The organism is Pseudomonas tohonis, assembly GCF_012767755.2.
Lineage (GTDB): Bacteria > Pseudomonadota > Gammaproteobacteria > Pseudomonadales > Pseudomonadaceae > Metapseudomonas > Metapseudomonas tohonis.
Map to the genome: position 1 here is coordinate 5,176,974 of NZ_AP023189.1, position 23,445 is coordinate 5,200,418.

The 23,445-nt window shown below is 68.3% G+C and carries 21 protein-coding genes; 6 read left to right on the plus strand and 15 right to left on the minus strand.

All coding sequences use genetic code 11. The features are described 5' to 3' along the window. Positions 1 to 44 precede the first annotated feature (44 nt). Positions 45 to 2,681: a phosphoenolpyruvate carboxylase gene (gene ppc, locus HSX14_RS23750; protein ID WP_173176113.1), complete on the minus strand. Its 2,637-nt coding sequence runs from the start codon at positions 2,679 to 2,681 to the stop codon at positions 45 to 47. 201 nt (positions 2,682 to 2,882) lie between these two features. Between ppc and HSX14_RS23755 the strand changes: the two genes are divergently transcribed. Continuing rightward, positions 2,883 to 3,227: a pilin assembly protein gene (locus HSX14_RS23755; RefSeq protein WP_173176111.1), complete on the plus strand. Its 345-nt coding sequence runs from the start codon at positions 2,883 to 2,885 to the stop codon at positions 3,225 to 3,227. Between the two features lie 179 nt (positions 3,228 to 3,406). Here the strand turns inward: HSX14_RS23755 and HSX14_RS23760 are convergent, their stop codons facing one another. After that, positions 3,407 to 3,592 carry a hypothetical protein gene (locus HSX14_RS23760; RefSeq protein ID WP_173175931.1) on the minus strand — a complete coding sequence of 62 codons (186 nt, stop codon included), beginning with the start codon at positions 3,590 to 3,592 and terminating at the stop codon, positions 3,407 to 3,409. Between HSX14_RS23760 and HSX14_RS23765 the strand changes: the two genes are divergently transcribed. The 3 genes from HSX14_RS23765 to HSX14_RS23775 all read left to right on the plus strand — a co-directional run bounded on the left by HSX14_RS23765 (position 3,537) and on the right by HSX14_RS23775 (position 5,636). Then, on the plus strand, positions 3,537 to 3,947 hold the full coding sequence (locus HSX14_RS23765) for a DUF4398 domain-containing protein (protein ID WP_173176109.1): 411 nt from the start codon (positions 3,537 to 3,539) through the stop codon (positions 3,945 to 3,947). The two genes, HSX14_RS23760 and HSX14_RS23765, sit on opposite strands and share 56 nt — an antisense overlap. A 41-nt stretch (positions 3,948 to 3,988) precedes the next feature. Then, positions 3,989 to 4,768 carry an OmpA family protein gene (locus HSX14_RS23770; protein WP_173176107.1) on the plus strand — a complete coding sequence of 260 codons (780 nt, stop codon included), beginning with the start codon at positions 3,989 to 3,991 and terminating at the stop codon, positions 4,766 to 4,768. 133 nt (positions 4,769 to 4,901) lie between these two features. Next, positions 4,902 to 5,636, plus strand: a complete 735-nt coding sequence (locus HSX14_RS23775; RefSeq protein WP_173176105.1) for a hypothetical protein — start codon at positions 4,902 to 4,904, stop codon at positions 5,634 to 5,636. Positions 5,637 to 5,802: 166 nt separating this feature from the next. Here HSX14_RS23775 and cadR read toward each other — a convergent pair whose 3' ends face one another. Next, the gene (gene cadR / locus HSX14_RS23780; protein WP_173176103.1) at positions 5,803 to 6,270 is read right to left on the minus strand and encodes a Cd(II)/Pb(II)-responsive transcriptional regulator; all 468 of its coding nucleotides are present in this window, start codon (positions 6,268 to 6,270) and stop codon (positions 5,803 to 5,805) included. 77 nt (positions 6,271 to 6,347) lie between these two features. Between cadR and HSX14_RS23785 the strand changes: the two genes are divergently transcribed. Then, entirely contained in the window at positions 6,348 to 8,612 is a 2,265-nt protein-coding gene (locus HSX14_RS23785; protein ID WP_173176101.1) for a heavy metal translocating P-type ATPase, read from the plus strand. 175 nt (positions 8,613 to 8,787) lie between these two features. On the opposite strand, the gene HSX14_RS23790 is transcribed toward HSX14_RS23785, so the two are convergent. The 11 genes from HSX14_RS23790 to HSX14_RS23840 form a co-directional block, all read right to left on the minus strand. After that, positions 8,788 to 9,288, minus strand: a complete 501-nt coding sequence (locus tag HSX14_RS23790) for an O-acetyl-ADP-ribose deacetylase (protein WP_173176099.1) — start codon at positions 9,286 to 9,288, stop codon at positions 8,788 to 8,790. Positions 9,289 to 9,295: 7 nt separating this feature from the next. Continuing rightward, on the minus strand, positions 9,296 to 9,619 hold the full coding sequence (locus HSX14_RS23795) for a PA3694 family proteiin (RefSeq protein WP_111262298.1): 324 nt from the start codon (positions 9,617 to 9,619) through the stop codon (positions 9,296 to 9,298). Beyond that, positions 9,616 to 10,497, minus strand: coding sequence for an alpha/beta hydrolase (locus HSX14_RS23800; protein ID WP_173176097.1), 882 nt, complete (start codon positions 10,495 to 10,497; stop codon positions 9,616 to 9,618). Before HSX14_RS23800 ends, HSX14_RS23795 begins: the two co-directional genes overlap by 4 nt. After that, positions 10,494 to 11,240 (minus strand): TIGR00266 family protein, encoded by a 747-nt coding sequence (locus HSX14_RS23805; RefSeq protein WP_173176095.1) that lies wholly within the window; start codon positions 11,238 to 11,240, stop codon positions 10,494 to 10,496. The genes HSX14_RS23800 and HSX14_RS23805 overlap by 4 nt, the downstream gene beginning before the upstream one ends. A 94-nt stretch (positions 11,241 to 11,334) precedes the next feature. Next, the gene (locus HSX14_RS23810; protein ID WP_173176093.1) at positions 11,335 to 12,630 is read right to left on the minus strand and encodes a flavohemoglobin expression-modulating QEGLA motif protein; all 1,296 of its coding nucleotides are present in this window, start codon (positions 12,628 to 12,630) and stop codon (positions 11,335 to 11,337) included. A gap of 2 nt (positions 12,631 to 12,632) precedes the next feature. Next, positions 12,633 to 13,187, minus strand: a complete 555-nt coding sequence (locus HSX14_RS23815; protein WP_173176091.1) for a hypothetical protein — start codon at positions 13,185 to 13,187, stop codon at positions 12,633 to 12,635. 70 nt (positions 13,188 to 13,257) lie between these two features. Further along, complete coding sequence (locus tag HSX14_RS23820) at positions 13,258 to 13,971, minus strand: TetR/AcrR family transcriptional regulator (RefSeq protein WP_173176089.1); 714 nt, start codon at positions 13,969 to 13,971, stop codon at positions 13,258 to 13,260. A 114-nt stretch (positions 13,972 to 14,085) separates the two neighbouring features. After that, entirely contained in the window at positions 14,086 to 15,591 is a 1,506-nt protein-coding gene (gene lysS, locus HSX14_RS23825; protein WP_173176087.1) for a lysine--tRNA ligase, read from the minus strand. 125 nt (positions 15,592 to 15,716) lie between these two features. Continuing rightward, positions 15,717 to 16,812, minus strand: a protein-coding gene (gene prfB, locus HSX14_RS23830) for a peptide chain release factor 2 (protein ID WP_173176085.1) whose coding sequence is annotated in 2 segments (ribosomal slippage) — positions 15,717 to 16,739 and positions 16,741 to 16,812 — 1,095 coding nt in all. Because the reading frame shifts where the segments join, the coding sequence is not laid out codon by codon here. Between the two features lie 93 nt (positions 16,813 to 16,905). Continuing rightward, on the minus strand, positions 16,906 to 18,252 hold the full coding sequence (gene xrtQ / locus HSX14_RS23835; protein ID WP_173176083.1) for an exosortase Q: 1,347 nt from the start codon (positions 18,250 to 18,252) through the stop codon (positions 16,906 to 16,908). After that, positions 18,249 to 20,288 carry a VIT and vWA domain-containing protein gene (locus HSX14_RS23840; protein ID WP_173176081.1) on the minus strand — a complete coding sequence of 680 codons (2,040 nt, stop codon included), beginning with the start codon at positions 20,286 to 20,288 and terminating at the stop codon, positions 18,249 to 18,251. The genes xrtQ and HSX14_RS23840 overlap by 4 nt, the downstream gene beginning before the upstream one ends. Positions 20,289 to 20,447: 159 nt before the next feature. Between HSX14_RS23840 and HSX14_RS23845 the strand changes: the two genes are divergently transcribed. Then, entirely contained in the window at positions 20,448 to 22,097 is a 1,650-nt protein-coding gene (locus tag HSX14_RS23845) for a GGDEF domain-containing protein (RefSeq protein ID WP_173176079.1), read from the plus strand. A 273-nt stretch (positions 22,098 to 22,370) separates the two neighbouring features. On the opposite strand, the gene HSX14_RS23850 is transcribed toward HSX14_RS23845, so the two are convergent. Further along, the gene (locus tag HSX14_RS23850) at positions 22,371 to 23,399 is read right to left on the minus strand and encodes a diguanylate cyclase (RefSeq protein WP_173176077.1); all 1,029 of its coding nucleotides are present in this window, start codon (positions 23,397 to 23,399) and stop codon (positions 22,371 to 22,373) included. Positions 23,400 to 23,445 lie beyond the last annotated feature (46 nt).

Below are 23,445 nucleotides of genomic sequence, written 5' to 3' on the forward strand. Positions count from 1 at the left end.
CCCCTATGCCGCACAAGCCACCGAAAGTCGGATAAGAAGCCCCTTCAGCCGGTGTTCCTGAGCCCCGCCGCGATGCCCGCCACACTCACCAGCAACGCCTGTTCCAGGGGGCCTTCGGCAGCGTTTTCCGCGCGCCTGGAACGGGCCAGAAGCTCCGTCTGGAGCAGGTGCAACGGGTCGAGGTAGGTGTTGCGCACACTGATGGCCTCACGGGTCTCCGGACTGGACGCCAGCAGCTCGGACTGACCGGTCAGGCCTAGTACGGTCGTACAGGCCTGCGACAATAGGTCGCGTAGATGCGCACCCAGCGGCAACAGCCGCTCTTCCACCAGCCGCATGTCATAGCGTTCGGCGATGGTGGCATCGGCCTTGGCCAGGACCATTTCCAGCATGTCGATGCGGGTGGCGAAGAACGGCCAGTGCTCGCGCATCTCCTGCAGCAGCGCCATCTCGCCCCGCTCCACCGCGTTGCGCAACGCACGCTCCCAGCCCAGCCAGGCCGGCAGCATCAGCCGGGTCTGGGTCCAGGCGAAGATCCAGGGGATCGCCCGCAGGCTCTCCACGCCACCGGCGCGGCGCTTGGCCGGGCGGCTGCCCAGGGGCAGGCGCCCCAGCTCCTGCTCGGGCGTGGCCTGGCGGAAGTACTCGACGAATTGCGGATGCTCGCGCACCACCGCGCGGTAGCCGGCCACGCCTTCGCCGGCCAGGCGGTCCATCGCCGCGCGCCACGCGGGCTCGGGTTGCGGCGGCGGCAGCAGGGTCGCCTCCAGCACGGCGGCCAGGTAGAGGTTGAGGTTCTGCACGGCGATGTCCGGCAGGCCGAACTTGAAGCGGATCATCTCGCCCTGCTCGGTGGTGCGGAAACGCCCCGCCACCGAGCCCGGCGGTTGCGACAGGATCGCCGCGTGGGCCGGGCCGCCGCCGCGTCCGACAGTGCCGCCACGGCCATGGAAGAGCAGCAGCTCGACCTGGTGCCGGCGGCAGGTTTCCACCAATGCCTCCTGCGCGCGGTACTGGGCCCAGGCGGCGGCCGTGGTGCCGGCGTCCTTGGCCGAGTCGGAGTAGCCGATCATCACCTCCTGCGGGCCATGCAGGCGTGAGCGGTAGCCGGGCAGCCCGAGCAGCCGCTCGATGGCCGGTGCGGCGTTGTCGAGGTCCGCGAGGGTCTCGAACAGCGGCACCACGCGGATCGGCCGTTGCAGCCCGGCCTCCTTCAGCAGCAGTTGCACGGCCAGCACATCGGACGGCGCACCGGCCATGGAGATGACATAGGAGCCCAGGGACGCCGCCGGCGCCGCGGCCACCACGCGGCAGGTAGCAAGTACTTCGGCGGTGTCGGCGGACGGCCGGAAGTGCGGCGGCAGCAGCGGCCGGCGGTTGTCCAGCTCGCGCTGGAGGAAGGCCAGGCGCGCGTCTTCGTCCCAGGCCGCGTAGTCGCCCAGGCCGAGGTAGTCGGTGATCTCCGCCAGGGCCGCGCGGTGGCGGGCGGAGTCCTGGCGCACGTCGAGGCGGACCAGGAACAGCCCGAAGCACGCCGCCCGGCGCAGGCAGTCGAGCAAGGCACCGTCGGCGATCACGCCCATGCCACAGGCGTGCAACGAGTGGTAGCAGAGCTCCAGGGGTTCGAGCAGTTGCTGGTTGTCCTGCAGCACCTCGGGGCCGGGCGCCACCTCGCCCTGCAACGCCGCCTGGGCCCAGGCCCGGGTCGCCCGCAGGCGCTCGCGCAGCTGCTTGAGCAGGGCGCGATAGGGCTCCGGATGCACGCCCACGCGCACCCGCAACTCATCACTGGCCTGGTGCATGGACAGCTCGGCGGCCAGGTGGTCGACATCGCGCAGGTAGAGGTCGGCGGCCATCCAGCGCGCCAGCAGCAGCACCTCGCGGCTCACCGCCGCGGTGACGTTGGGGTTGCCGTCGCGATCGCCGCCCATCCACGAGGCGAAGCGCACCGGTGCGGCGGAGAGCGGCAGGTGCAGGCCGGTGGCGGCGAACAGCGCGCGGTCGGTCTGGCGGAGGAATTCCGGCAGCGCCTGCCAGAGGGAATGCTCGATCACCGCGAAGCCCCACTTGGCTTCGTCCACCGGCGTCGGCCGGCTGCGGCGGATCTCGTCGGTGAACCAGGCCTCGGCGATCAGCCGCTCCAACGCGGTACGCACCCGCGCCCGCTCGCCCTCGCTGAGGTCACCGTGGTCCTGGGCCGCCAGCTGCGCGGCCATGGCGTCGTATTTCTGGATCAGCGTGCGCCGCGCCACCTCGGTCGGATGCGCGGTCAGCACCAGCTCGATGTCCAGCCGCGCCACCTGCCGCGCCAGCTGCTCCGGCGAATGGCCGGCGGCGCCCAGGCGCTGCAGCAGCTCGGGCAGCACGCGGTTCTCGAAGAGTTCGGGTTCCTGCGGCCCACGCCGGCGGATGCGGTGGTACTGCTCGGCGATGTTGGCCAGGTTGAGGAACTGGTTGAAGGCACGGGCCACCGGCAGCAGTTCGTCGGCCGTGAGCCCGTCGAGCGCCTCGTTGAGCTGTTGCTCGCCCTGCCGCGAGCCCTTGCGGGCCGCCTTGGCGCCCTTGCGGATGCGCTCGATCTTGTCCAGGAAGGCCTCGCCCTGCTGGGCGCGGATGGTGTTGCCCAGCAACTCGCCGAGCAGGTGAACGTCTTCGCGCAGGCGTGCGTCGATTTCCGCCATGACAGGCTCCCCAGAGAGATGTCGAGCGTCCAGAGTGCCGAGGGCGCCATCGACTTACAAGGGTGCGACGCCATGCCGCTGCATGGCCCCCGGCGAGCTAGGCTCAAAACAGGCGGGCACCAGAAGTGACCGCCGGCCGACGGTCTACGCCGCCGACCTCCAGCAGATGCCCGCCACGAGCGGGCCCGGCACGAGGTGACCATGAAGATCCGCGAACTGATCCGCCATTGGGAAAGCAACGCCAAGGGCCGCCTGACCCGCAGCCGCTACAACATCCACCTGGACGTGGAAGCCGCGGCGCGACTCGCCGCCCTCAACGAGATGTACCCCAAGCGCAGCATCGAGGAGCTGCTGGGCGAACTGCTCGGCTGCGCCCTCGAAGAACTCGAGGCCAGCCTGCCCTACGTCAAGGGCAGCCAGGTGGTGGCGACCGACGAGCAGGGCGACCCGCTCTTCGAGGACATCGGCCCCACGCCACGCTTCCTCGCCCTTTCACGCAAGCACCTGCGCCTGCTCGAACAGCAGCAGGGCAGCATCGAGCACTGAGGTTCCCGAACCCGGCCCCCGCAACGGGGGCCGCTTCAGCTTCCTCGCCATCCTCCCGCACAGGCTCGCACCGCTCGAACGCCGTGCCAGCGCATCCACCTCTCGGCCGCAGGCCTTGCGCTGCGGGGCTTCCAGCCATTCTCCGTAAATTTTATTGAACATTTTCGAAAAGCGCCCTGTCACAAAAGGCAAGCCAGCGCATCAACCATTGATCGGCGAATTTTTGGCGGAAAATCGTCGATGTAGCGGTCAAAAGCATGCACCTGGTAGGCAAGTTGCCATGAGAAACGAAATGGCGTGGTATTCCCAATGGAGCTGAACATCATGAAGACAAGCCCTGCTGTAACGATTCGCAGAACAGTCATGACCGCCCTGGTCGCAGGCGGCACCGTGCTGCTCGCCGGTTGCGCCGGCAATCCGCCCACCGAGCAGTTCGCCGTGACCAACACCGTGGTCAAGAGCGCCGTCAGCGCGGGTGCCCCGCAATACGCGCCGGTCGAGATGAAGACCGCCCAGGACAAGCTGGCCCAGGCCGAGAACCTGCTGCGTGAAGAGCGTTACGACGAAGCCCGCCGCATCGCCGAGCAGGCCGAGTGGGACGCCCGTGTCGCCGAGCGCAAGGCCCTGGCCACCAAGGCCCAGAAAACCCTGGAAGACGCCCAGAAGGGCGTTCAGCAGATTCGCGAGGAAGGCTCGCGCCAGCCGATCATTCTGCAGTGATCCGCGCCGCCCTCTTTCCGCATCGATAAGGATGATCCGTCATGAACAAGCTGATCACAGTTTCCGCCCTCTCCGTACTCAGCCTGGCGCTGGTGGCCTGCGCCTCCAAGCCCAACCCCAACCTTGACCAGGCCCGCAGCAACTACTCCGAGCTGCAGGCCGAGCCGCAAGCCAGCACCCTGGCCGCGCTGGAAACCAAGGAAGCCGGCGACATGCTGAGCCGTGCCGAGCAGGCCTACGCCGACAAGCAGGACCAGGTGCAGGTCGACCAGCTCGCCTACCTCACCAACCAGCGCGTCGAACTGGCCCGCCAGACCATCAAGCAGAAGGCCGCCGAAGAAGCCCTGGCCAACGCGCCGGCCCAGCGCACCCAAGCCCAGCTGGATGCCCGCAACCAGCAGGTGGACGTGCTGGTCAACCAGCTCAAGGCCAAGCAGACCGACCGTGGCCAGGTGGTGACCCTGGGCGACGTGCTGTTCGAAGTGGACCGTGCCGAGCTGACCCCCAACGGCATAAACAACGTCCAGCAACTGGGCAACTTCCTGGTGCAGAACCCGGATCGCCAGGTGGTGGTGGAAGGCTTCACCGACAACACCGGCACCGTCGACCACAACCTGCGCCTGTCCCAGGCCCGCGCCGACTCGGTGCGTCGCGCCCTGGTGGCCATGGGCGTGAACCCGACGCGCGTCACCACCCACGGTTTCGGCAAGGACTACCCGGTGGCCAGCAATGACACCGCCTCGTCCCGCTCGCTGAACCGCCGCGTGGAAGTGACCATCGCCAACGGTCCCGGCCCGGTCGCCCCGCGCGCCGCGCTCTGATCCATCGCAACGGAAAAGCCCGCCGCCAGGCGGGCTTTTTTGTGCGCGACTTGGCGCCACGCCAATCACCGCTCCCGCAAAACCGGCCGCCTCGCTAGGATGCATGCCCATCGCCTTCCGGAGATCAGGGACCATGTCGCCCACCCCACCTCCACGTCACGTCCTGGCACTCGTCCTGTGCACCGCCCTGCCCTTCGCGCAGGCACAGGCGACACGCTTCGACGGCTATGAAGCCTTCTATCGCTCCCTCGGCGACAACACCTTCGAAGGCCCCGGCAGCCCGCTTCACCTGGCCTGCACCGAGGCGCAGCAGTGCCTGTGGGTCAACGCCATGGCGGCAGCGGTGAAGCGCTACGACTCCGAGCTATGGAGCGTACCGGGCGAGCTGCCGGACGCGACACCGGCCGGCATGCCCGAGATCGCCTTCGACGGCCAGCGCCTGGACATCGGTGAACGCCACTGGCTACTGGGCGAAGCCGTCGAGCTCGCCCCGGCGCAATGGCGAGTCGGGGCGTCGATGGACCCGGAGGAGCTCTACGGCATCACGGCCTGGCGTAGAGGTGAAGCCTATTGCCTGGAGCTGCCCGCCAAGGGCAACGGCCGCGCCGACCGCTACACCCAGGTCCTGCTGGTGCACGATCGGGCGCTCTACGACCTGCCCCCGCTGTTCGCGTCCTGTGCCGCCATCCGCCAGGCGCCCGCAGGCAGCTTCCTCTACCCCCGCAATGCCTACCTGGAAGAAACGATCGATAACGAGCCGATTGGCCTGCGGGTGGACTACCTGCAACCCGGCAGCAAGACACCTGCGGAACACCATCGCCTGCAGTTCCCCGACCCGCAGAACCCCTTCCTGTTCGAAGTCCGGTAGCCCGAGGATGGCGGTGCTGCGCACCGCTTGGCGACTGAAGTCGCCCCTCCAAGGAGCCTGCCGTGCCATCGCACGGACATGACCGCTGTGAAGGGTGGATGACGGTCTTCCCATCCACCAGGCGGAGCCGAGAACGGCAAACCGTTGCAGAGGAAACGCCGCCACCTCAATGCCGCTTGTGCACCCCCGGCACATGCAGGTGACCCGCCTCGGCGCAGGAATCGGAAATCACGCTCGGCGGCGCCGGCTGCTCCAGTTCGCGGAGGATGCCGCAGGACTCGCTGCTGCCGGCGGTCTGGCAATGGGCACGCAGCTGGCGCAGTTGCTCCTGCAGCGAACGCAACTCGGCGATGCGCACCTCCACATGGTGGATATGCTCGTCGATCAGCCGGTTGGCGGCGGTGCAGTCCGCCTCGGGGCTGTCGCGCAGGCGCAGCAGTTCGCGGATCTCCTGCTGGGTCATGTCCAGCGAACGGCAATGGCGGATGAAGGCCAGGCGCTCGACATGCGCCTGGGTGTACTGGCGGTAGTTGCCCTCGCTGCGGGCAGGCTCGGGCAACAGGCCTTCGCGCTCGTAGTAGCGGATGGTTTCCACCGGGCAGTCGGTCAGTCGCGCCAGCTCGCCGATCTTCATCGTTCCCTTCCCCTGCTTGACTCTGTAGTTGCTACAGGGTGTGCAATGAGCACCATTCCCGTCAATGGAGTCCCGCGATGAGCAAGGACAACTGCTGCAACCACGACCATTCGAGCCTGGCCGGAAGCCCGGCGCGGCACGAACATGGCCACGGGCACGATCACGATCACGATCACGATCACGATCATGGCCATGCTCGCGCGCAGCCTGCCGAGGTGAAGGAGGCGACCGATGCGCCGCTCGGCGAGCTGCGCTGGAGCAGCCTGCGCATCGAGGCCATGGACTGCCCCACCGAGGAGCGGCTGCTGCGCGACGCACTCGGCAAGGTCGCGGCCATCGAGGCGCTGGAATTCAACCTGATGCAACGCGTGCTGAAGGTGCAGCACCGCTTCGCCGAGCTGGCGCCGTTGCAGGAACTGGTGGCCCAACTGGGCATGCAGGCCGAACCGCTGGACGCCGCCGCACCGCCTGCCAGGGCCGCCGACAAACCCTGGTGGCCGCTGGCCCTGGCCGGCGTCGCCGCACTGGCCGCCGAGGCCTGCGAATGGTTCGGCTTCGGGCCCGCCTGGCTGGAAGCCGGCCTGGCGCTGCTGGCCATCGCCACCGCCGGCCTGCCCACCTACCGCAAGGGCTGGATCGCCCTGAAGAACCTCAACCTCAACATCAACGCACTGATGAGCATCGCCGTGACCGGCGCCATGCTGATCGGCCAGTGGCCGGAAGCGGCCATGGTCAGCGTGCTGTTCGCCCTCGCCGAGCTGATCGAGGCCAAGTCGCTGGACCGCGCGCGCAACGCCATCCGTGGCCTGCTCGACCTCGCCCCGCAGCAGGCCACCGTGCTGGTGGACGGCCAGTGGCGGGAAATCCCGGCCAGCGACGTACGCCCCGACGCCCGGGTGCGGGTGCGCCCCGGCGAACGCATCGCCCTGGACGGCGAGCTGCTGGCCGGCCGCTCCGGCGTCAACCAGGCGCCCATCACCGGCGAGAGCCTGCCGGTGGACAAGGAGCCGGGCGACCCGCTGTTCGCCGGCACCATCAATGGTGAAGGCGAGCTGGAATACCGCGTCACCCGTGCCGCCGACGACAGCACCCTGGCGCGCATCATCCACGCGGTGGAAGAGGCCCAGGGCGCCCGCGCGCCGACCCAGCGCTTCGTCGACAGCTTCTCGCGCATCTACACGCCCACGGTGTTCGTCCTGGCGTTGCTCACCGCCGTGCTGCCGCCGCTGCTGATGCAGGGCGCCTGGCTCGACTGGGTGTACCGCGCCCTGGTGCTGCTGGTGATCGCCTGCCCCTGCGCCCTGGTGATCTCCACCCCGGTGACCCTGGTCAGCGGCCTGGCCGCCGCCACGCGCCGTGGCGTGCTGGTCAAGGGCGGCGTGTTCCTGGAGATGGGCCGCCAACTGGCCTGGGTCGCCCTCGACAAGACCGGCACCCTCACCGAAGGCCGCCCGCAGCAGACCGACTACCTGCCCCTGCGCGAGGACGCCGGCCGCGACCCGCGCCGTCTCGCCGCCAGCCTCGCCGCCCGCTCGGACCACCCGGTGTCGCAGGCCCTGGCCCGCGCGGCGGAAACCGACGGCATCGCCCTGCATGGCGTCGACGAGCTGGCCGCGCTGCCGGGGCGCGGGGTCAGGGGCGTGATCGATGGCCAGCCCTACCACCTCGGCAACCACCGCCTGGTGGAAGAACTGGGCCTGTGCTCGACGACCCTGGAAATGCGCCTGGACATCCTCGAGCGCGAAGGCAAGACCGCCATCGTCTTGCTCGACGCCGAAGGCCCGCTGGCGCTGTTCGCGGTGGCCGACGGCGTGCGCGAGACCAGCCGCGAAGCGGTGGCCGAGCTGCACGAACTGGGCGTACGCACCCTGATGCTGACCGGCGACAACCCGCACACCGCCGCCGCCATCGCCGCCCAGGTGGGCATAGACGAGGCCCTGGGCAACCTGTTGCCCGAGGACAAGCTGAGCGAAGTGGAACGGCGCCAGCAGGGCGGCCAGCGCATCGGCATGGTGGGCGACGGCATCAACGACGCGCCCGCCCTGGCCCGCGCCGACATCGGCTTCGCCATGGGCGCCGCCGGCACCGACACCGCCATCGAGACCGCCGGCGTGGCGCTGATGGACGACGACCTGCGCAAGCTGCCGCTGTTCATCCGCCTCTCGCGCCGCACCCACGCGGTGCTGGTGCAGAACATCGTCCTCGCGCTGGGCATCAAGGCCCTGTTCCTCGCCCTCACCCTGGCCGGCATGGGCACCCTGTGGATGGCCGTGTTCGCCGACATGGGCGCGAGCCTGCTGGTGGTGTTCAACGGGTTGCGGTTGTTGCGCGGGGCGCGCTGAGCGAACAGCGGCGCTGCGCGCCGCTTGGCGACTAAAGTCGCCCCTACAAAAGCAGCTGGCCCCGCCGTAGGGGCATGACCACTGCCTAGGGTGGAGGTCGCTTTTTACCTCCACCAAGCGGCGTCAGGATCGGCACGGGTTCATGCCAGTTGCGTAGCCCGAGACGGAGCCAGGCTCAGGCCAGGGCTTCGCGGTAGAGGCGCGCCATGTCCTCGGAGAAGGCCACCAGCAACGCCCGCTGCAGGGTGCTGCCGGCCGGGCGCGAGCGGCGCAGCTCGGCGATGGCGACCTGCGCAGCGGCGTGCAGTGGATAGCCGTAGATGCCGCAGCTGATGGCCGGGAAGGCGATGCTGGCCAGACCTTCGGCCTCGGCCAGGGCCAGGCTGTTGCGGTAGCAGCCGGCGAGCAGCTCGGGCTCGCCATTGTCGCCCCCGCGCCAGACCGGCCCGACCGTGTGGATCACGAAGCGCGCCGGCAGGCGGAAGCCCGGGGTGATGCGCGCCTCGCCCGTGGGGCAGCCGCCGACGATGCGGCAGCGGGCGACGAGTTCCGGCCCCGCCGCGCGGTGGATCGCGCCATCGACGCCACCGCCGCCGAGCAGGGAGGAATTGGCCGCGTTGACGATGGCGTCCACGTCCAGGCGGGTGATGTCGCCCTGCCAGACCTCGATCTTCATCGCGTCCTCACTTGACCTCTTGCGGGGTCTCCTGGCCCATGCAGCGCACGGCCTGCTTCTTGTTGTTCACCAGCACGCCGGTCAGGCCCTTCTGCTCGGTGTCGAACAGCACCAGGACGCCATCGATGCACTGGGCGACCTGGGTGGCCGGGGTCAGGGAAATCTTGTAGTCCTCGCCCGGGATGGTCTTGAGCATGGTGAAGTCGGACAGCAGCAGCGCATCTTCCGGTTTGGCGAAGTGCAGGTAGCCGTAGTACCAGAGGACCATCACGGTGCCGATGATGGTGCCGACGCCGGTGAGGATCAGCGGGATGGGGTTGCGTTCGCTCATTGGGGACTCTCTGTATTCGGGACTTCAGCCAGCCGTCGCAGCCCGACGAAACCTTTCGGGTCTTCGAGGTAGCGCAGCATCACCTCCCGCCAGGTGGGGTCGGCGAAGGTCTGCACATGGCCACCGCGAGTCGGCTGGAACACCCGCGGCGGCGGCGCAGCTTGATACAAGCGCACGCCGTTGGAAAGAGGCACCACCGGGTCGTCGATGCTGTGGTAGATCAGCATCGGCAAGCCTTGCAGCTTGGAAATCGCGCCGATCGCGCTGTCGCCATCAGGCACCAGCCAGGACAGCGGCACCTGGAGCGGCCAGGTTAACCAGCCCTTGCCCAGGGTGAATTGAGCCACGTCACGGTAACTCGCCGGCACGCCGTCGAGCACCAGGGCGCGCAGCTGGGCGCGGCGCCCGGGGTGTTCGCCCAGGTAATGCACCGCCAGGGCGCCACCGAGGCTCTGGCCGAGCAGCACCAGGGGCTTGCCGCGCACCTCGGGGGCCTGGTCGAGCCAGGCGAAGGCGGCGTCGATGTCCTGGTACACCGCCGGCAGCGAGGCGCTGCCCTCGGAGCGGCCGTAGCCCCGGTAGTCCAGCAGCAGCACCTGGTAGCCCTGCTCGGGCAACCACCAGCTGCCGCCCAGGTGCGAGGCGACGTTGCCGCCGTTGCCGTGCAGGTGCAGCACCGTGCCCTTGACCGCCTTGCCCGGCGCCGCCGGCAGCCACCAGCCGTGCAGCCGCACGCCATCGGCGGTGAAGAGTTCGACGTCGCGGTAGGCCAGGCCGGCGCGCTCCGGGGTGAAGGGCAGCTGGCGCTCGGGGTAGAACAGCAACCCGCTGCAGCCCTGCAGCAGCAGGAGCAGCAGCAGGACGCCGGGACGGATCACTTGCCGCCGGCGCGGGTTTCCTCGCGCGCCTTGAAGGTGGCTTCGTAGATGCGCTCGGCCAGGCGCGAGAACGGCAGGCTCTGGATCCACACCGTGCCGGTGCCCTTGAGGGTCGCCAGGAGGATGCCCTCGCCGCCGAAGAGCATGCTCTTCAGCCCGCCGGCCAGGCCGATGTCGTAGTCGATGCCGCTGGTGAAGGCCACCAGGCAGCCGGTGTCCAGGCGCAGGGTCTCGTTGTTCAGCTCCTTGCGGATAACCGTGCCGCCGGCATGCACGAAGGCCAGGCCATCGCCTTCGAGCTTCTGCAGGATGAAGCCCTCGCCCCCGAAGAAACCGGCGCCGATGCGCTTGTTGAAGGCGATGCCGATCTGGGTGCCGTGGGCGGCGCAGAGGAAGGCGTCCTTCTGGCACACCAGGTGCCCGCCGACCTGGGCGAGGTCGATGGGCACCACCGTGCCCGGGTAGGGCGCGGCGAAACCGACCCGCTGCTGGCCGCGTCCTTCGTTGGTGAAATGGGTCATGAACAGCGACTCGCCGGTGAGCAGGCGCTTGCCCGCCCCCCACAGCTTGCCCAGCACGCCGCTGGAAGAGCCGTCGCCCATGCGCGCCTCGAAGCGGATGCCTTCGGTCATGTAGTTCATCGCACCGGCTTCGGCGATCACCGTTTCCTGCGGGTCGAGGATGATCTCCACGGTCTGCGCCGAAGCGCCGAGGATTTTGTAGTCGAGTTGATGGCTGGGCATGTGGGAACCTTCGGTTGGCTGCAAGCTGCAAGCTTCAAGCTGCAAGAGCACCAGGGATTCGCCCCTTGCGGCTTGTCGCTTGCAGCTTGTCGCTCTAGAGAATATTCGCGTAATCCGCCTCGATGCGGTCCAGGCTCAGGTGGTTGAGGAAGTTGGAGAAGCACATCCAGGCCGACAGCGCGTTGAGGTCGCGGAACTGCGGTGGCAGGTACTTGGGCGGTGCCACCAGGCCTTCGTCCACCAGTTGGCGCAGGGTGCGCATGTCTTCCAGGGTGGTCTTGCCGCAGAACAGCAGCGGGATCTGCTCCAGCTTGCCCTTGCGCACGGCGAGCTGGATGTAGTTGTAGATCATGATGAAGCCCTTCAGGTAGGACAGGTCCTTGGTGAAGGGCAGGCCGTCCGGCGAGGAGCCGCGGAACACCCGGCTGGCGTTGCCGTAGCTCTCGGCCATGCCGTAACCCTGCTCGCGGTAGAAGTGGTAGACCTCGAGGAAGTCGGCCCCCTCCTCCGCCATGTGGATGGCGCGGGTGCGGTTGGTGAGCTTGCGCAGGCGCGTGGGGTAGGAGGCGAAGGCGATCACCTCCATGAGGATGGCCAGGCCTTCCTGGGTCACGGTGGAGGACGGCGGGCCCTTGGCCAGGAAGGTGCAGATCGGCTGGTTCTGGCCGTTGAGCGTGGTGCCGACGTGCACCAGGCCCTCGTGCACTTCCAGGGCGCGCACGTCGCGCTCGTTGAACATGGCGTCGGCGCGCACCTTGATGTAGTCGGCACCTGCGGCGGCGTCGGCGACGATGCCGTCGGACTCGAACACGCGGATGGTGTCGTCGCCCTCGCCGAACACCGCGCTCAGGCGGCTCTGCAGCATGGCCACGGCGTCCTTGGCCGTGAGCGTCTTCGGCTCGTCCTTGAGGTCGCCCCGGTCGTCGATCTTGTTCAGGTAGTCCGAGAGCATCAGCCCCAGGTCGGAAAGGGTCGGGTCACCGGCATGGAAGGCGTCGGTGGCGGCGCCGTAGAGTTCCTGGGAGATCAGTCCGAAATCGGCGGTGCCGCGTGCTTCGAGCATGCGGATCACCATGCGGTATTCCTTGCACATGCGCCGCATGATCTGCCCCACCGGGTTGAACTGCCCCAGTTGGCGGGTGATGTCGCGCTCGATGTTCTGGAACTCCAGCTTCTTCGCCGAGGAATCGAAGGCCAGCGGCCGGCTCTCGTAGTAGGCGCGGTCCACCTCGGGCATGGCCTTGCCCTTGTGCTTGAGAAAGCCCTGGCGAACGCTGTCGTCCCACTTGATGGCATCCAGCACGCGGATCGGCGTCTGCGCGTGGACGATGCGGTCGGACAGGGTGCGGACGATGTTCTGGTAGTCGTCGGGCAGTTTGCGCCGGCTCATGCTCACTCCTCGGTGGAACGCTGGTAACGCGCCACCTCGACGAAGACGTCGGAGTTGGCCGGGTCGTCCAGCCAGGCCTGGATCTTCTCCCAGGGCGTGGTCAGCAACACGCCGTCACCGTCGGGCATCTCCACGCTGGCGCCTTCGAAGGTGCCGTGTTCCAGCTCCTGCTGCAGGCGTTCGACGTCGAGGTTGTAGACCACCAGTTCGTTGTCGGTGGTCAGCTCGAAGCCGGCGACGGCGAAGTTGGCGCCCCACTTCTTCGGCAGCCCGGCGGAGAGGTACCAGCGGCGGCCGTGGTGGGCGACGGTGAAGCCGTATTCCTGGAGGCTGTCGAGGTTGTCCTTGCTGCCCTCGTAGGTGCGGGCCTTGTAGAGGTTGGAGCCGGCGCGGCTGATCTCCAGGTAGAGGCGTTCGCCCCATTCGTCCTTGCGCGTCCAGTCGCCCAAGAGCGGGATCGGTGCCGGCTCGTGGGCCGGGATCGGGTCCCGCAAGGTGACCAGGCACCCGCTCAATAGCAGGAAGGACAGGGCGACCAATGCGCGCCAGGGTTTCATTTCGCTCTCCTTGTGACCATGAAAAACCCCGCAAGACAGGTGGCCTGAATGCGGGGTCTCGTACCGTGTCCTAGAGCCCCATCACCAGATAGAGGTAGCGCTTGAGCACGGCTCGCATCTCGTCGATATCGAGGTTGTCCACCCCATCGAGCAGGCCCTGATATTCCATCCGCAGAATGATGGCCGTCAACACCTTGGCGTCCTCCGCCGGCTCATCCGAACCCAGCACCTGGAAGAAGTGCTCGGCGCCCTGGGAGAGGATTCCGCGATGGGCGTCGGCCAGCGGCCGCAGCCCCTGGTTGATCAGCGCCTCCTGGCGGAACGCCTGCTCGGCCAGCAGCTGCACGCGGTTCTCGATCAGTTGGCGGCGCACGTACTGGATCGCCATCTCGACGATCTCGTCGGTCATCTGCCGCCGCGAGGCGCCGTCGCGGCTCAGTGCCGCCGCCATGCCCTGCAGGTCACCCTCGACGCTGCCCCAGAACGCGGCCATGGCTTCGGCGCTGCGTTCGACGAACTGGGCGAAGGTGTCGGTGATCAGGTCGTTGATGTCCTTGAAATAGTAGGTGGTGGCCGAGAGCGGCACTTCCGCCTCCGCCGCCACTGCGCGGTGCCGCACCGCGCGCACGCCGTCGCGCACGATGATGCGCATGGCGGCATCGAGGATCGCCTGGCGGCGTTGCTCGCTGCCCTGCCGGCTGGCCTTGCGACCCTGGTACTGGACACTTTCGGCGAGGGCGCTGGCCGCCTGGGCGGCGCTGTCGCTACGGGACGACTTGGGCAAGATTCATGGACCTCCGGGTTCGGCTGGGATGCAAGACAGTTTTGACCATTTATCCGGCTATTCAACTCATCGCCGGCCAAGAAAAAACCGCCCGAAGGCGGCTTTTCTCACACGTCAGGCCTGGGGCCGCATATGCGGGAACAGGATGACGTCACGAATAGACGGCGAATTGGTCAGCAACATCACCAGGCGATCGATACCGATGCCCTCGCCCGCGGTGGGCGGCATGCCGTACTCCAGCGCGTTGACGAAGTCGGCGTCGTAGTGCATCGCCTCGTCGTCACCGGCGTCCTTCTCCTTGACCTGCAGCATGAAGCGCTCGGCCTGGTCTTCGGCGTCGTTGAGCTCGGAGTAGGCGTTGGCGATCTCGCGGCCACCGATGAACAGCTCGAAGCGGTCGGTGACGCTCGGGTCCTGGTCGTTGCGGCGGGCCAGCGGGGAGACCTCGAAGGGGTACTGGGTGATGAAGTGCGGCTGCTCCAGCTTGCTCTCCACCAGCTCCTCGAAAATCATCACCTGCAGCTTGCCCAGGCCTTCGTGGCCGAGGACCTTGGCGCCGGCGGCCTTGGCGATGGCGCGGGCCTTCTCGACGTCGTTGAGGTCGGCCGCGGTGATCTCCGGGTTGTACTTGAGGATGGCGTCGAACACGGACAGGCGGGCGAAGGGCTCGCCGAAGTGGAAGACCTTGTCGCCGTAGGGCACGTCGGTGCTGCCGAGCACGGCCTGGGCCAGCTCGCGGAACAGCTCCTCGGTCAGGTCCATGTTGTCTTCGTAGTCGGCGTAGGCCTGGTAGAACTCGAGCATGGTGAACTCGGGGTTGTGCCGGGTCGAGACGCCTTCGTTACGGAAGTTGCGGTTGATCTCGAAGACCTTCTCGAAGCCACCGACCACCAGGCGCTTGAGGTACAGCTCCGGCGCGATGCGCAGGAACATGGCCATGTCCAGGGCGTTGTGGTGGGTTTCGAAGGGCTTGGCCGCCGCGCCGCCGGGGATGGTCTGCAGCATCGGGGTTTCCACTTCGAGGAAACCGCGCTCGGACAGGAAGCGGCGGATGTGGGCGATGACCTGGGAGCGCACGCGGAAGGTGTGGCGGGTTTCCTCGTTGACGATCAGGTCGACGTAGCGCTGGCGGTAGCGCTGCTCGGTGTCGGTCAGGCCGTGGTGCTTGTCCGGCAGCGGGCGCAGGGACTTGGTCAGCAGGCGCACGCTGGTCATGTCGACGTACAGGTCGCCCTTGCCGGAACGGGCCACGGTGCCCTCGGCGCCGATGATGTCGCCCAGGTCCCAGGTCTTGATCTCGGCCAGGGTCTCTTCCGGCAGGGTCTTGCGGTTCACGTAGACCTGCAGGCGGCTGGTGCTGTCCTGCAGAACGATGAAGGAACCACGGTTGAGCATGATGCGACCGGCGACCTTGACCGGGATGGCTGCGGCTTCCAGCTCTTCCTTGGTCTTGTCCGCGTACTGTTTCTGCAGGTCCGCGAAGTAGGCGTCGCGGCGGAAGTCATTGGGGAAGGCGATGGCCTTGGCCTCGCGCACGGCGGCAAGCTTTTCCTTGCGCTGGGCGATCAGCTTGTTCTCTTCCTGTTGCAGTTCGTGCTGGTCGGGTTGTTGGTCGCTCATGGTCTTGGTGGTTCCTGCTTCGGCGTTTTGGCGCCTGGTGAAAAGTTATCGCTTGGCAAGGACTGTGAAGGGAGGGCGGGCGCAGGTCAGGTGCTATCAACGCAGCCCGACCCGGCCCGGCCGTCTCAGAGACCTTGCTTGAGGCTCGCTTCGAGGTACTCGTTCAGATCGCCGTCCAGCACCTTGTCGCAGTCGCTGCGCTCGACGCCGGTCCGCAGGTCCTTGATGCGCGACTGGTCGAGCACGTAGGAACGGATCTGGTGGCCCCAGCCGATATCGGACTTGGTGTCTTCCAGCGCCTGGGAGGCGGCGGTGCGCTTCTGCATCTCCTGCTCGTACAACCGGGCCCGCAGCATCTTCATGGCGGTGTCCTTGTTGGCGTGCTGGGAGCGTTCGTTCTGGCACGCGACCACGGTGTTGGTCGGTACGTGGGTGATACGTACCGCCGAGTCGGTGGTGTTCACGTGCTGGCCGCCGGCGCCGGAGGAGCGGTAGGTGTCGATCCGCAGGTCGGCCGGGTTGATCTCGATCTCGATGTTGTCGTCGATCTCGGGGGAGACGAACACCGCGGTGAACGAGGTGTGGCGACGGTTGCCGGAGTCGAACGGGCTCTTGCGCACCAGGCGGTGCACGCCGATCTCGGTACGCAGCCAACCGAAGGCGTACTCGCCCTTGATGTGCACGGTGGCGCCCTTGATGCCGGCAACCTCGCCCTCGGACAGCTCGACGATCTCGGCGGCGAAGCCGTTCTTGTCGGCCCAGCGCAGGTACATGCGCAGCAGCATGTTGGCCCAGTCCTGGGCCTCGGTGCCGCCGGAACCGGCCTGGATGTCGAGGTAGGCGTTGTTGGGGTCCATCTCGCCGCTGAACATGCGGCGGAACTCGAGCTTCTCGAGGATCTCGCGCAGGCGTTCGACTTCGGCGGCGACGTCGTTCACGGCGCCTTCGTCGTTCTCCTCGACCGCCATGTCGAGCAGGTCGCGGGAGTCGGCCAGGCCGCCGGTCAGCTCATCCAGGGTCTCGACGATCTGCGCCAGTTGCGAGCGCTCGCGGCCGAGATTCTGGGCGTACTCCGGGTTGTTCCAGACGTTGGGGTCTTCGAGTTCGCGGTTTACTTCGACGAGACGATCATGCTTGTGATCGTAGTCAAAGATACCCCCGAATGGTCTGGGTGCGGTCGGAGAGGTCCTTGATGCTGTTCAGGATCGGGTTGATTTCCATGGCTGGAAGCGCTCTCAGGCAAAACTTTCGGAAAAGCCGGCGAGTATACCCGACTCGAAACCGGCCGGGCAGCCCGCCCGACCACTGTCCGCGCTAGAGCGCCTCGGCCACCGTCACCGCCCGCCAGGGGCCGGTGGAGCGGCCGCTGAGCGCCGCCCAGTACCAGGCGGAATTGTCGCTGAAGCTCTGCCCGGCGGCGTCCTCGATGTACTCGCAGACCTGCTGCGCAGGACCGCGCCCCTCGGCGACGAAACAGCGCTGCAGCCCGCCGTTGCCGGGTCGCTGGCGCAAGGCGATGGCGCGTATCACGTAACCCAGGCCCTGGTAGCAGTCGGCAGCGGGGTGCAGCTTGCGCGTGGGCGCCGTGACATGGCGCAGGGTGACCACCCGCGAGCCCGTGCTGAAGCGGGCGATGGCGCCGGGGAACTGCTCGGCGAAGCGTTGCTCGACCTTCGACAGCGCCAAGGGCCGCAGCCGTTCGCCGTCGAAGCGCTGCGGCCATTCGACGAAGGCCGACGCGGGGGATGCCTCCACCACAGCCCGCCCCGGCAACGACGCCAGCCCCAGCAACAGGAACGCCCCGGCCACCAGGGCGCGACCGCCCCGCCAGGGCGACGCCGTGGCCACGCTCGCCACCGGCAGCGGCACGCCTGCGCCCTGCCCCGCCGCCACGGTACGCAGCACCAGCGCGCAGACGCCGACGAACACCACGAGCCCGGTGGCCTCATGCATCCAGCCGGGCCAGAGCGCCTGCCCGGTCTCCTGCAGCACCAGCAGGGTGTTGCGCAGGCTGTTGCCTCCCAGCACCAGCAGCCCGATCCACGGCAGGCGTCGCAAGAGTTGCCCGTCGCCGAGGCGCAGCCAGGCGGCGGTGGCGAAGGCCGTGAAGTAGGCCACCCAGGCCATGTGCACGCCCGAGCAGGGCGCATCCACCATCACCAGTTGCCCGCCCACTTCCAGCGCCGTGCCCTCGCGCAGCACCTCAAGCCCCAGCCCGCGCAGCAGCCAGAGGCTGGCTTCGGCGGTGACCAGGCGCAGCGGATAGCCGGCGAAGAACTGCAGCGAGGAGAGGATCGGCAGCGCCAGCAACCCCAGCCCCAGCCATGCCAGCACCGGCTGGCCCGGGCGGCGCAACGCCAGGGTGGTGGCGATCACCGCCAGCACCGCGAGCACGCCGCGCCCCAGCCCCGGGATCAGCGCGCTGCCGAGGAGCGCCAGCCCCGCCAGCCCCAGCGACACCAGCAACCACCCGCGCCGGGGCACCGCCAGGAAGGCCCGGCGCTCACGCCCCAGCCCCAGCAGCAGGGCGATCAGCGCAACCACCCCGTAGGGGTCGTCCGAGCCATCGCCCATGCGCCGCAGGCTCCACAGCCACACCGGCCACAGCGCCAGCACCGGTGGCAGCAGCCAGGCCCAGCCCGGCAGTACGCGGGCCTTCACCCCCGCACCTGGCGGCGCGTCGCCCAGCCCATGCCCAGCAGGGCCAGTGCCAGCATCGCCCAGGTGCCCGGCTCCGGCGTGCTCGATACCTGCAGGCCGGCGGTGGCGGGGGCCGGGCTGGCGGTGCCGATGGCCTGGGCGCTCACCCCCTGGGGCAACGGCAGCGGCTGCTTGACCGTGGTGCTGCCGGCGGGGTCGGGGTTGCGCACCACCTGGTCCACCGCGATGAACGAGGTGTAGGGGGTCAACAGGCTGTACTTCAGGCCGAGGTCGAGGATCTGCTGGCTGTAGCCGAAGCCACCGTCCAGGCTTTCCTGGTCCACCAGCGAGGCGATGCGGTGCCGTGCCCAGAGATGGGTCAGCGCCTGGTCGCCCTCGATCACCTTGCCCGCCTCGATCGGCACCTCGGTGCGCCACGGGCCGCTGGCAGCGATGCCTTCGGCCTGCAGCACGCCACGGGGCTCGCCGCGCCACTTGCCGAACATCACCAGCGGGCGCTGGGCGAACAGGTCCGGCAGCGCCACCGGTTCGACTTCGTAGGTTTCCAGGCCGCTGAACGACAGCTTCGGGTGCACCAGCACGGGCGAGTCGATCATCCGCCGCAGGCGGTCGGCCTCGGCCTGCGCCGAGCCGTCGTCGAGCACCACGAAGGGCTCGCCCTGCCCGGCCCGCGCCAGCCCTTCGATCAGCTCGCGGTTGACCGAGCTGCCGATGCCGAAGGCGAACAGGTTGGCCTTGCTGAGATTCTTGCGCACCAGCTCGAAGGCCTCGGTCTCCACCTCCACGTAGCCGTCGGTGACCACCACGAAGCTGCGCGACCGCTCGGCATCCGCCGGCATCGCCAGCGCCTGGCGCAAGGCCGGCAGCAGCTCGGTGCCGCCGCTGCCCATCTGGGTGTCGAGCATCGCCAGCGCCTGCTCGATGTTGGCCCGGGTCGCCGGCTGCGATTGCGGCGCCAGCAGGCTGCTGCTGCCGGAGAACAGCAGCACGTTGAAGCTGTCCATCGACCGCAGGCCGCCGATCAGGCGGCGCAGCAGGACCTTGGTGGTATCCAGCGGGAAGCCGTGCATGGAGCCGGAGATATCCACCACGAAGATGTACTCGCGCGGCACGATGCTGCCGGGCTTGACCGCGGCCGGCGGCGCCACCATGGCCAGGAAGAAGTTTTCCTCGGCGCCACGGGCGAGCAGCACGCCGCTCTCGAACACCTCGCTGCCCAGGCGGTAGTCGAGGATGAAGTCGCGGTTGTTGCCCGGCTCCTGCCCGTCCTCCAGGGTCACCCGGGTGTGCCGGGGCGCGACCGTCTGCCGGAGGATGCGATGGGTGCGCGAGGCGACCTCGCCGATGGCGGTGGGCGACTGCAGGTCGACCTGCATGGAGAAGGTGCTGCGACCGGGGTCGCCCTCGGCCAGGTGCGGCGTGGAGCTCCACGCCTCGGCCTTGTGGCTCTCCTGCCCCGGCGCGCCGTTGTAGCGCGGCCCGACCACGGTGGGGAACACGAAGTGATAGGCGCCGTCGGTGGGCAGCAGCAGCTCGGTGTAGCGCAGCTCCACGTCCACCACGTCGCCCGGGAGGATATTGGCCACGCTCATCTGGAACACATTGGCGCGCTCCTGCTCCAGCAGCGCGGCGGTCTTGCCCCCGCTCTTCGCCTCCTGGTACTCGCGCTGGGCGCTCTGCTTCTCGCGGATCTGCGCCTGCAGCTCACGATCGCCCAGGCGCACGGTCATGCCGTGCACCGCCGCACGGGTGGAGCCGGGGAACACATAGCGCGCCTCCAGGGCTCGCGAACCCTCGTTGCGGTACTGCTGGATGACCTTGACGCTGGCGATCACGCCCAGCACCTGCACCTCCACGCGGGTGGATTTCAGCGGCAGGCCGTCGACGCCCGGCTCGGCGTTGTCCACGGCGAAATAGGGGCTTTCGCCGCGCTCCGAGGCCTCCTCGGCCAGGCACGGCGCCACGCCGACCAGGGCGAGAAACAACGCCAGCAGCCAACGGCCGGGCGAAAGGAAAGGCAGGGACAGGCGATACATGCGGCGCACTCCAGGGAAATGTTCGTGCCGCCATGCTCCCGCCCCTGTGTGGACACAATTTGCAGCGCCCGTGGAGATTGTGTGGAATTGGCCCCGCCGCCGCTGGGCTAAGCTCTCACTGCGGCCCCGCAGCCCTCGCCCGCCCCTGGAGAACCCCCCATGCAAGCCACGCACAGCCTGCGCAGCCGTATCGCCCTGCTCGTCGCCCTGCTGGTGGGCGCGCTGGGCTGGTTGCTGGGCGCCCTGATCGGCCACGACTCCAGCCTGCGCATGCGCGACGAGATCGGCCAGGACCTGGCGGAAGTCTCCTTCCAGATGATCGACCGCCTGGACCGCGACATGGCCGACCGCGCCAAGGTGCTGCAGGTGCTCAGCCAGTTGCGCGCGTTGCGCCAGCCCGACGACATCGCCGAGGTCCGCACCCTGCTCGACAGCCTGCAGCACGAACTGCACGAGATCGCCTGGATCGGCTACACCGACCCGGCCGGCACCGTACGGGCCTCCAGCGACGGCGTGCTCGAAGGCGCCAGCCTCAGCCAGCGCCCGGTGTACATCAACGGCATCAAGGGCCTGTTCATCGGCGACGTGCACGAAGCCGTGCTGCTGGCCAAGCTGCTGCCCAATCCCACCGGCGAGGCGATGAAGTTCGTCGACATCGCCATGCCGGTGAAGGGCCTGGACGGCGCCACGGTCGGGGTGCTCGCCTCGCACCTGTCCTGGGCCTGGGCCGACGATGTGCGCCGCTCGCTGCTCGAACCCATGCAGCAACGGCGCAAGGTCGAGTTCTTCATCATCGGCAGCGACCGCACCGTGCTCCTCGGCCCGCGAGCCATGATCGGCCAGCGCCTGCACCTGGAGGCCCTGGACAATGGCGAAACCAACTACTGGCGGGTGCAGGAATGGCCCGATGGCGGCACCTGGCTCACCGGCTTCGCCCGCAGCACCGGTTACCAGGACTACAAGGGCCTGGGCTGGACGGTGATCGCCCGGCGATCGGTCGACGAAGCCTTCGCCCCCTCGCGGGAGCTGCAGCGCGACATCTATATCTGGGGCGCAGCCCTGGCGGTGATCTTCGCCTTCATCGGCTGGGTTCTGGCCGGGCGCATCACCCGGCCGCTGCGGGAGATCGCCGCCGCGGCGGACCGCCTGCGGGCCGGCGAGATCGCGGTGATACCCGACGACCTGGGCACCCGCGAGATCCGCACCCTCAGCCAATCGATCCGCCAGCTCGTGGAAAGCCTGACCCAGCAGCAGAACGCCCTGGGCCTGATGGAAAGCCTCGCCCACCACGACCCGCTCACCGGCCTGCCCAACCGCACCGCCCTGGAAAAGCACCTGCCCCGCGTGCAGCAGCGCAGCCAGCTGGGCAAGAGCTCCCTGGCCCTGCTCTACCTCGACCTGGACGGTTTCAAGCCGGTCAACGACAACCACGGCCACTCGGTGGGCGACCAGGTACTGCGCGAGGCCGCCGCCCGCATGCGCGCCAGCCTGCGCGAAGGCGACCTGGTGGCGCGGCTTGGCGGGGACGAGTTCCTGATGATCCTCCAGGTGCCGGAGGGCGATGCCGCCCCGCAGGCCCTCCAGGTGGCCCTGCGTACCCTGCAGTCACTGGGCGAGCCGATCCAGCTGGGCGAACTGCGCCTGAACATCGGCTGCAGCATCGGCGGCGCCCTCTGGCCCCAGGACTCCGCGCAACTGGGAGAGGCCCTGGAACTGGCCGACCAGGCGCTCTACCGCGCCAAGCACGAAGGGCGCAACCGGGTGGTGTTCCATGGCCCGCAGCCGCCGCAGGGCGAGCGGACGGCCTGAAGGCCACGGGAATCGGGGAAACCGGCGTTCGCCCCCGGCAGAGCAGCGGCACTGCGCGCCGCCTGGCGACCGAAGTCGCCCCTGCAAGGTCGGCCCACCCCGTGGACCTGATCGATACGCAGGGTGGAGGTCGCTTTTTACCTCTACCGGCTTATTTCGAGGCGCCGCATCGACGGGCCTGCAGCACAAGGACGATGCGCCCGGGAAAGACCGTTCGCCAATGAACCAGCTTCCACGAGAGCGGGGCGGTTCTCCCGGCGGCGCACGAAAAGGCTAGGCGCCGGGCGCACCGGCAACCAGCCCCACCTGGTTGCGACCGTTGTTCTTGGCCATGTAAAGCCCCTGGTCGGCGAGATCCACCAGCAACAGCGACACCTGGCCCGCCTTGGGCGTGAGGGTCGATACGCCGATGCTCACGCTCAGCGAGGCCCCGTCCTGGGGCAGGTCATGGGGGATGGCGAGCGCCTCTACCGCACGCCGTACCTTTTCCGCCAGCAGGCGGGCGCCGCCGCTGGAGGTGCCCGGCAGGACCATGGCGAACTCCTCGCCGCCATAGCGCGCGGCCAGGTCGGAGGAACGCGTGCAGGACTCGCGCAGGGTCTCGGCCACGCGGCGCAGGGCGTCATCCCCGGCGACATGGCCGAAGTGATCGTTGTAGCCCTTGAAATAGTCCACATCGATCATCAGCAGGGACAACGAGGTCTGCTCGCGGAAGGCACGGCGCCATTCCATTTCCAGGTACTCGTCGAAGTGACGGCGGTTGGACAGGCCGGTGAGGCCGTCGGAGTTCATCAGCCGCTGCAGCACCAAGTTGGCCTCCAGCAACTGCTGCTGGCTCTCGCGAAGGGCACGGTAGGCCTCGTCGCGCTGCTGCAGGGCGAGGTAGGAACGCGAGTGGTAGCGGATGCGTGCCACCAGCTCGATGGAGTCGGGCAGCTTGACCAGGTAGTCGTTGGCGCCGGCGGCGAATGCGGTGCTCTTGACCGCTGCGTCGTCACGGGTCGATAGCACGATGATGGGTACGTCACGCAGCTCGGAGGCGGCGCGATAATCGGCCAGCAGGCTGATGCCGTCCACACCGGGCATCACCAGGTCCTGGAGGATCACCGTCGGCCTTATCTGCCGGGCGACCTCGACGGCCGTCTGCGGGTCCGCACAGAAATGGAAGTCGATTCCGGCTTCATCGGCCAGGGCGCGGCGCAACGCCTCGCCGATCATCGCCTGATCATCGACCAGCAGCACCATCACCTTGTTTTCGGTAATCGAGTGCATTTCGGCCTGATTGCGATAGGGGTAATGCATAACGTTCTCCGGGCCCACGGGCCTTGCGCGACACGCACACTACATC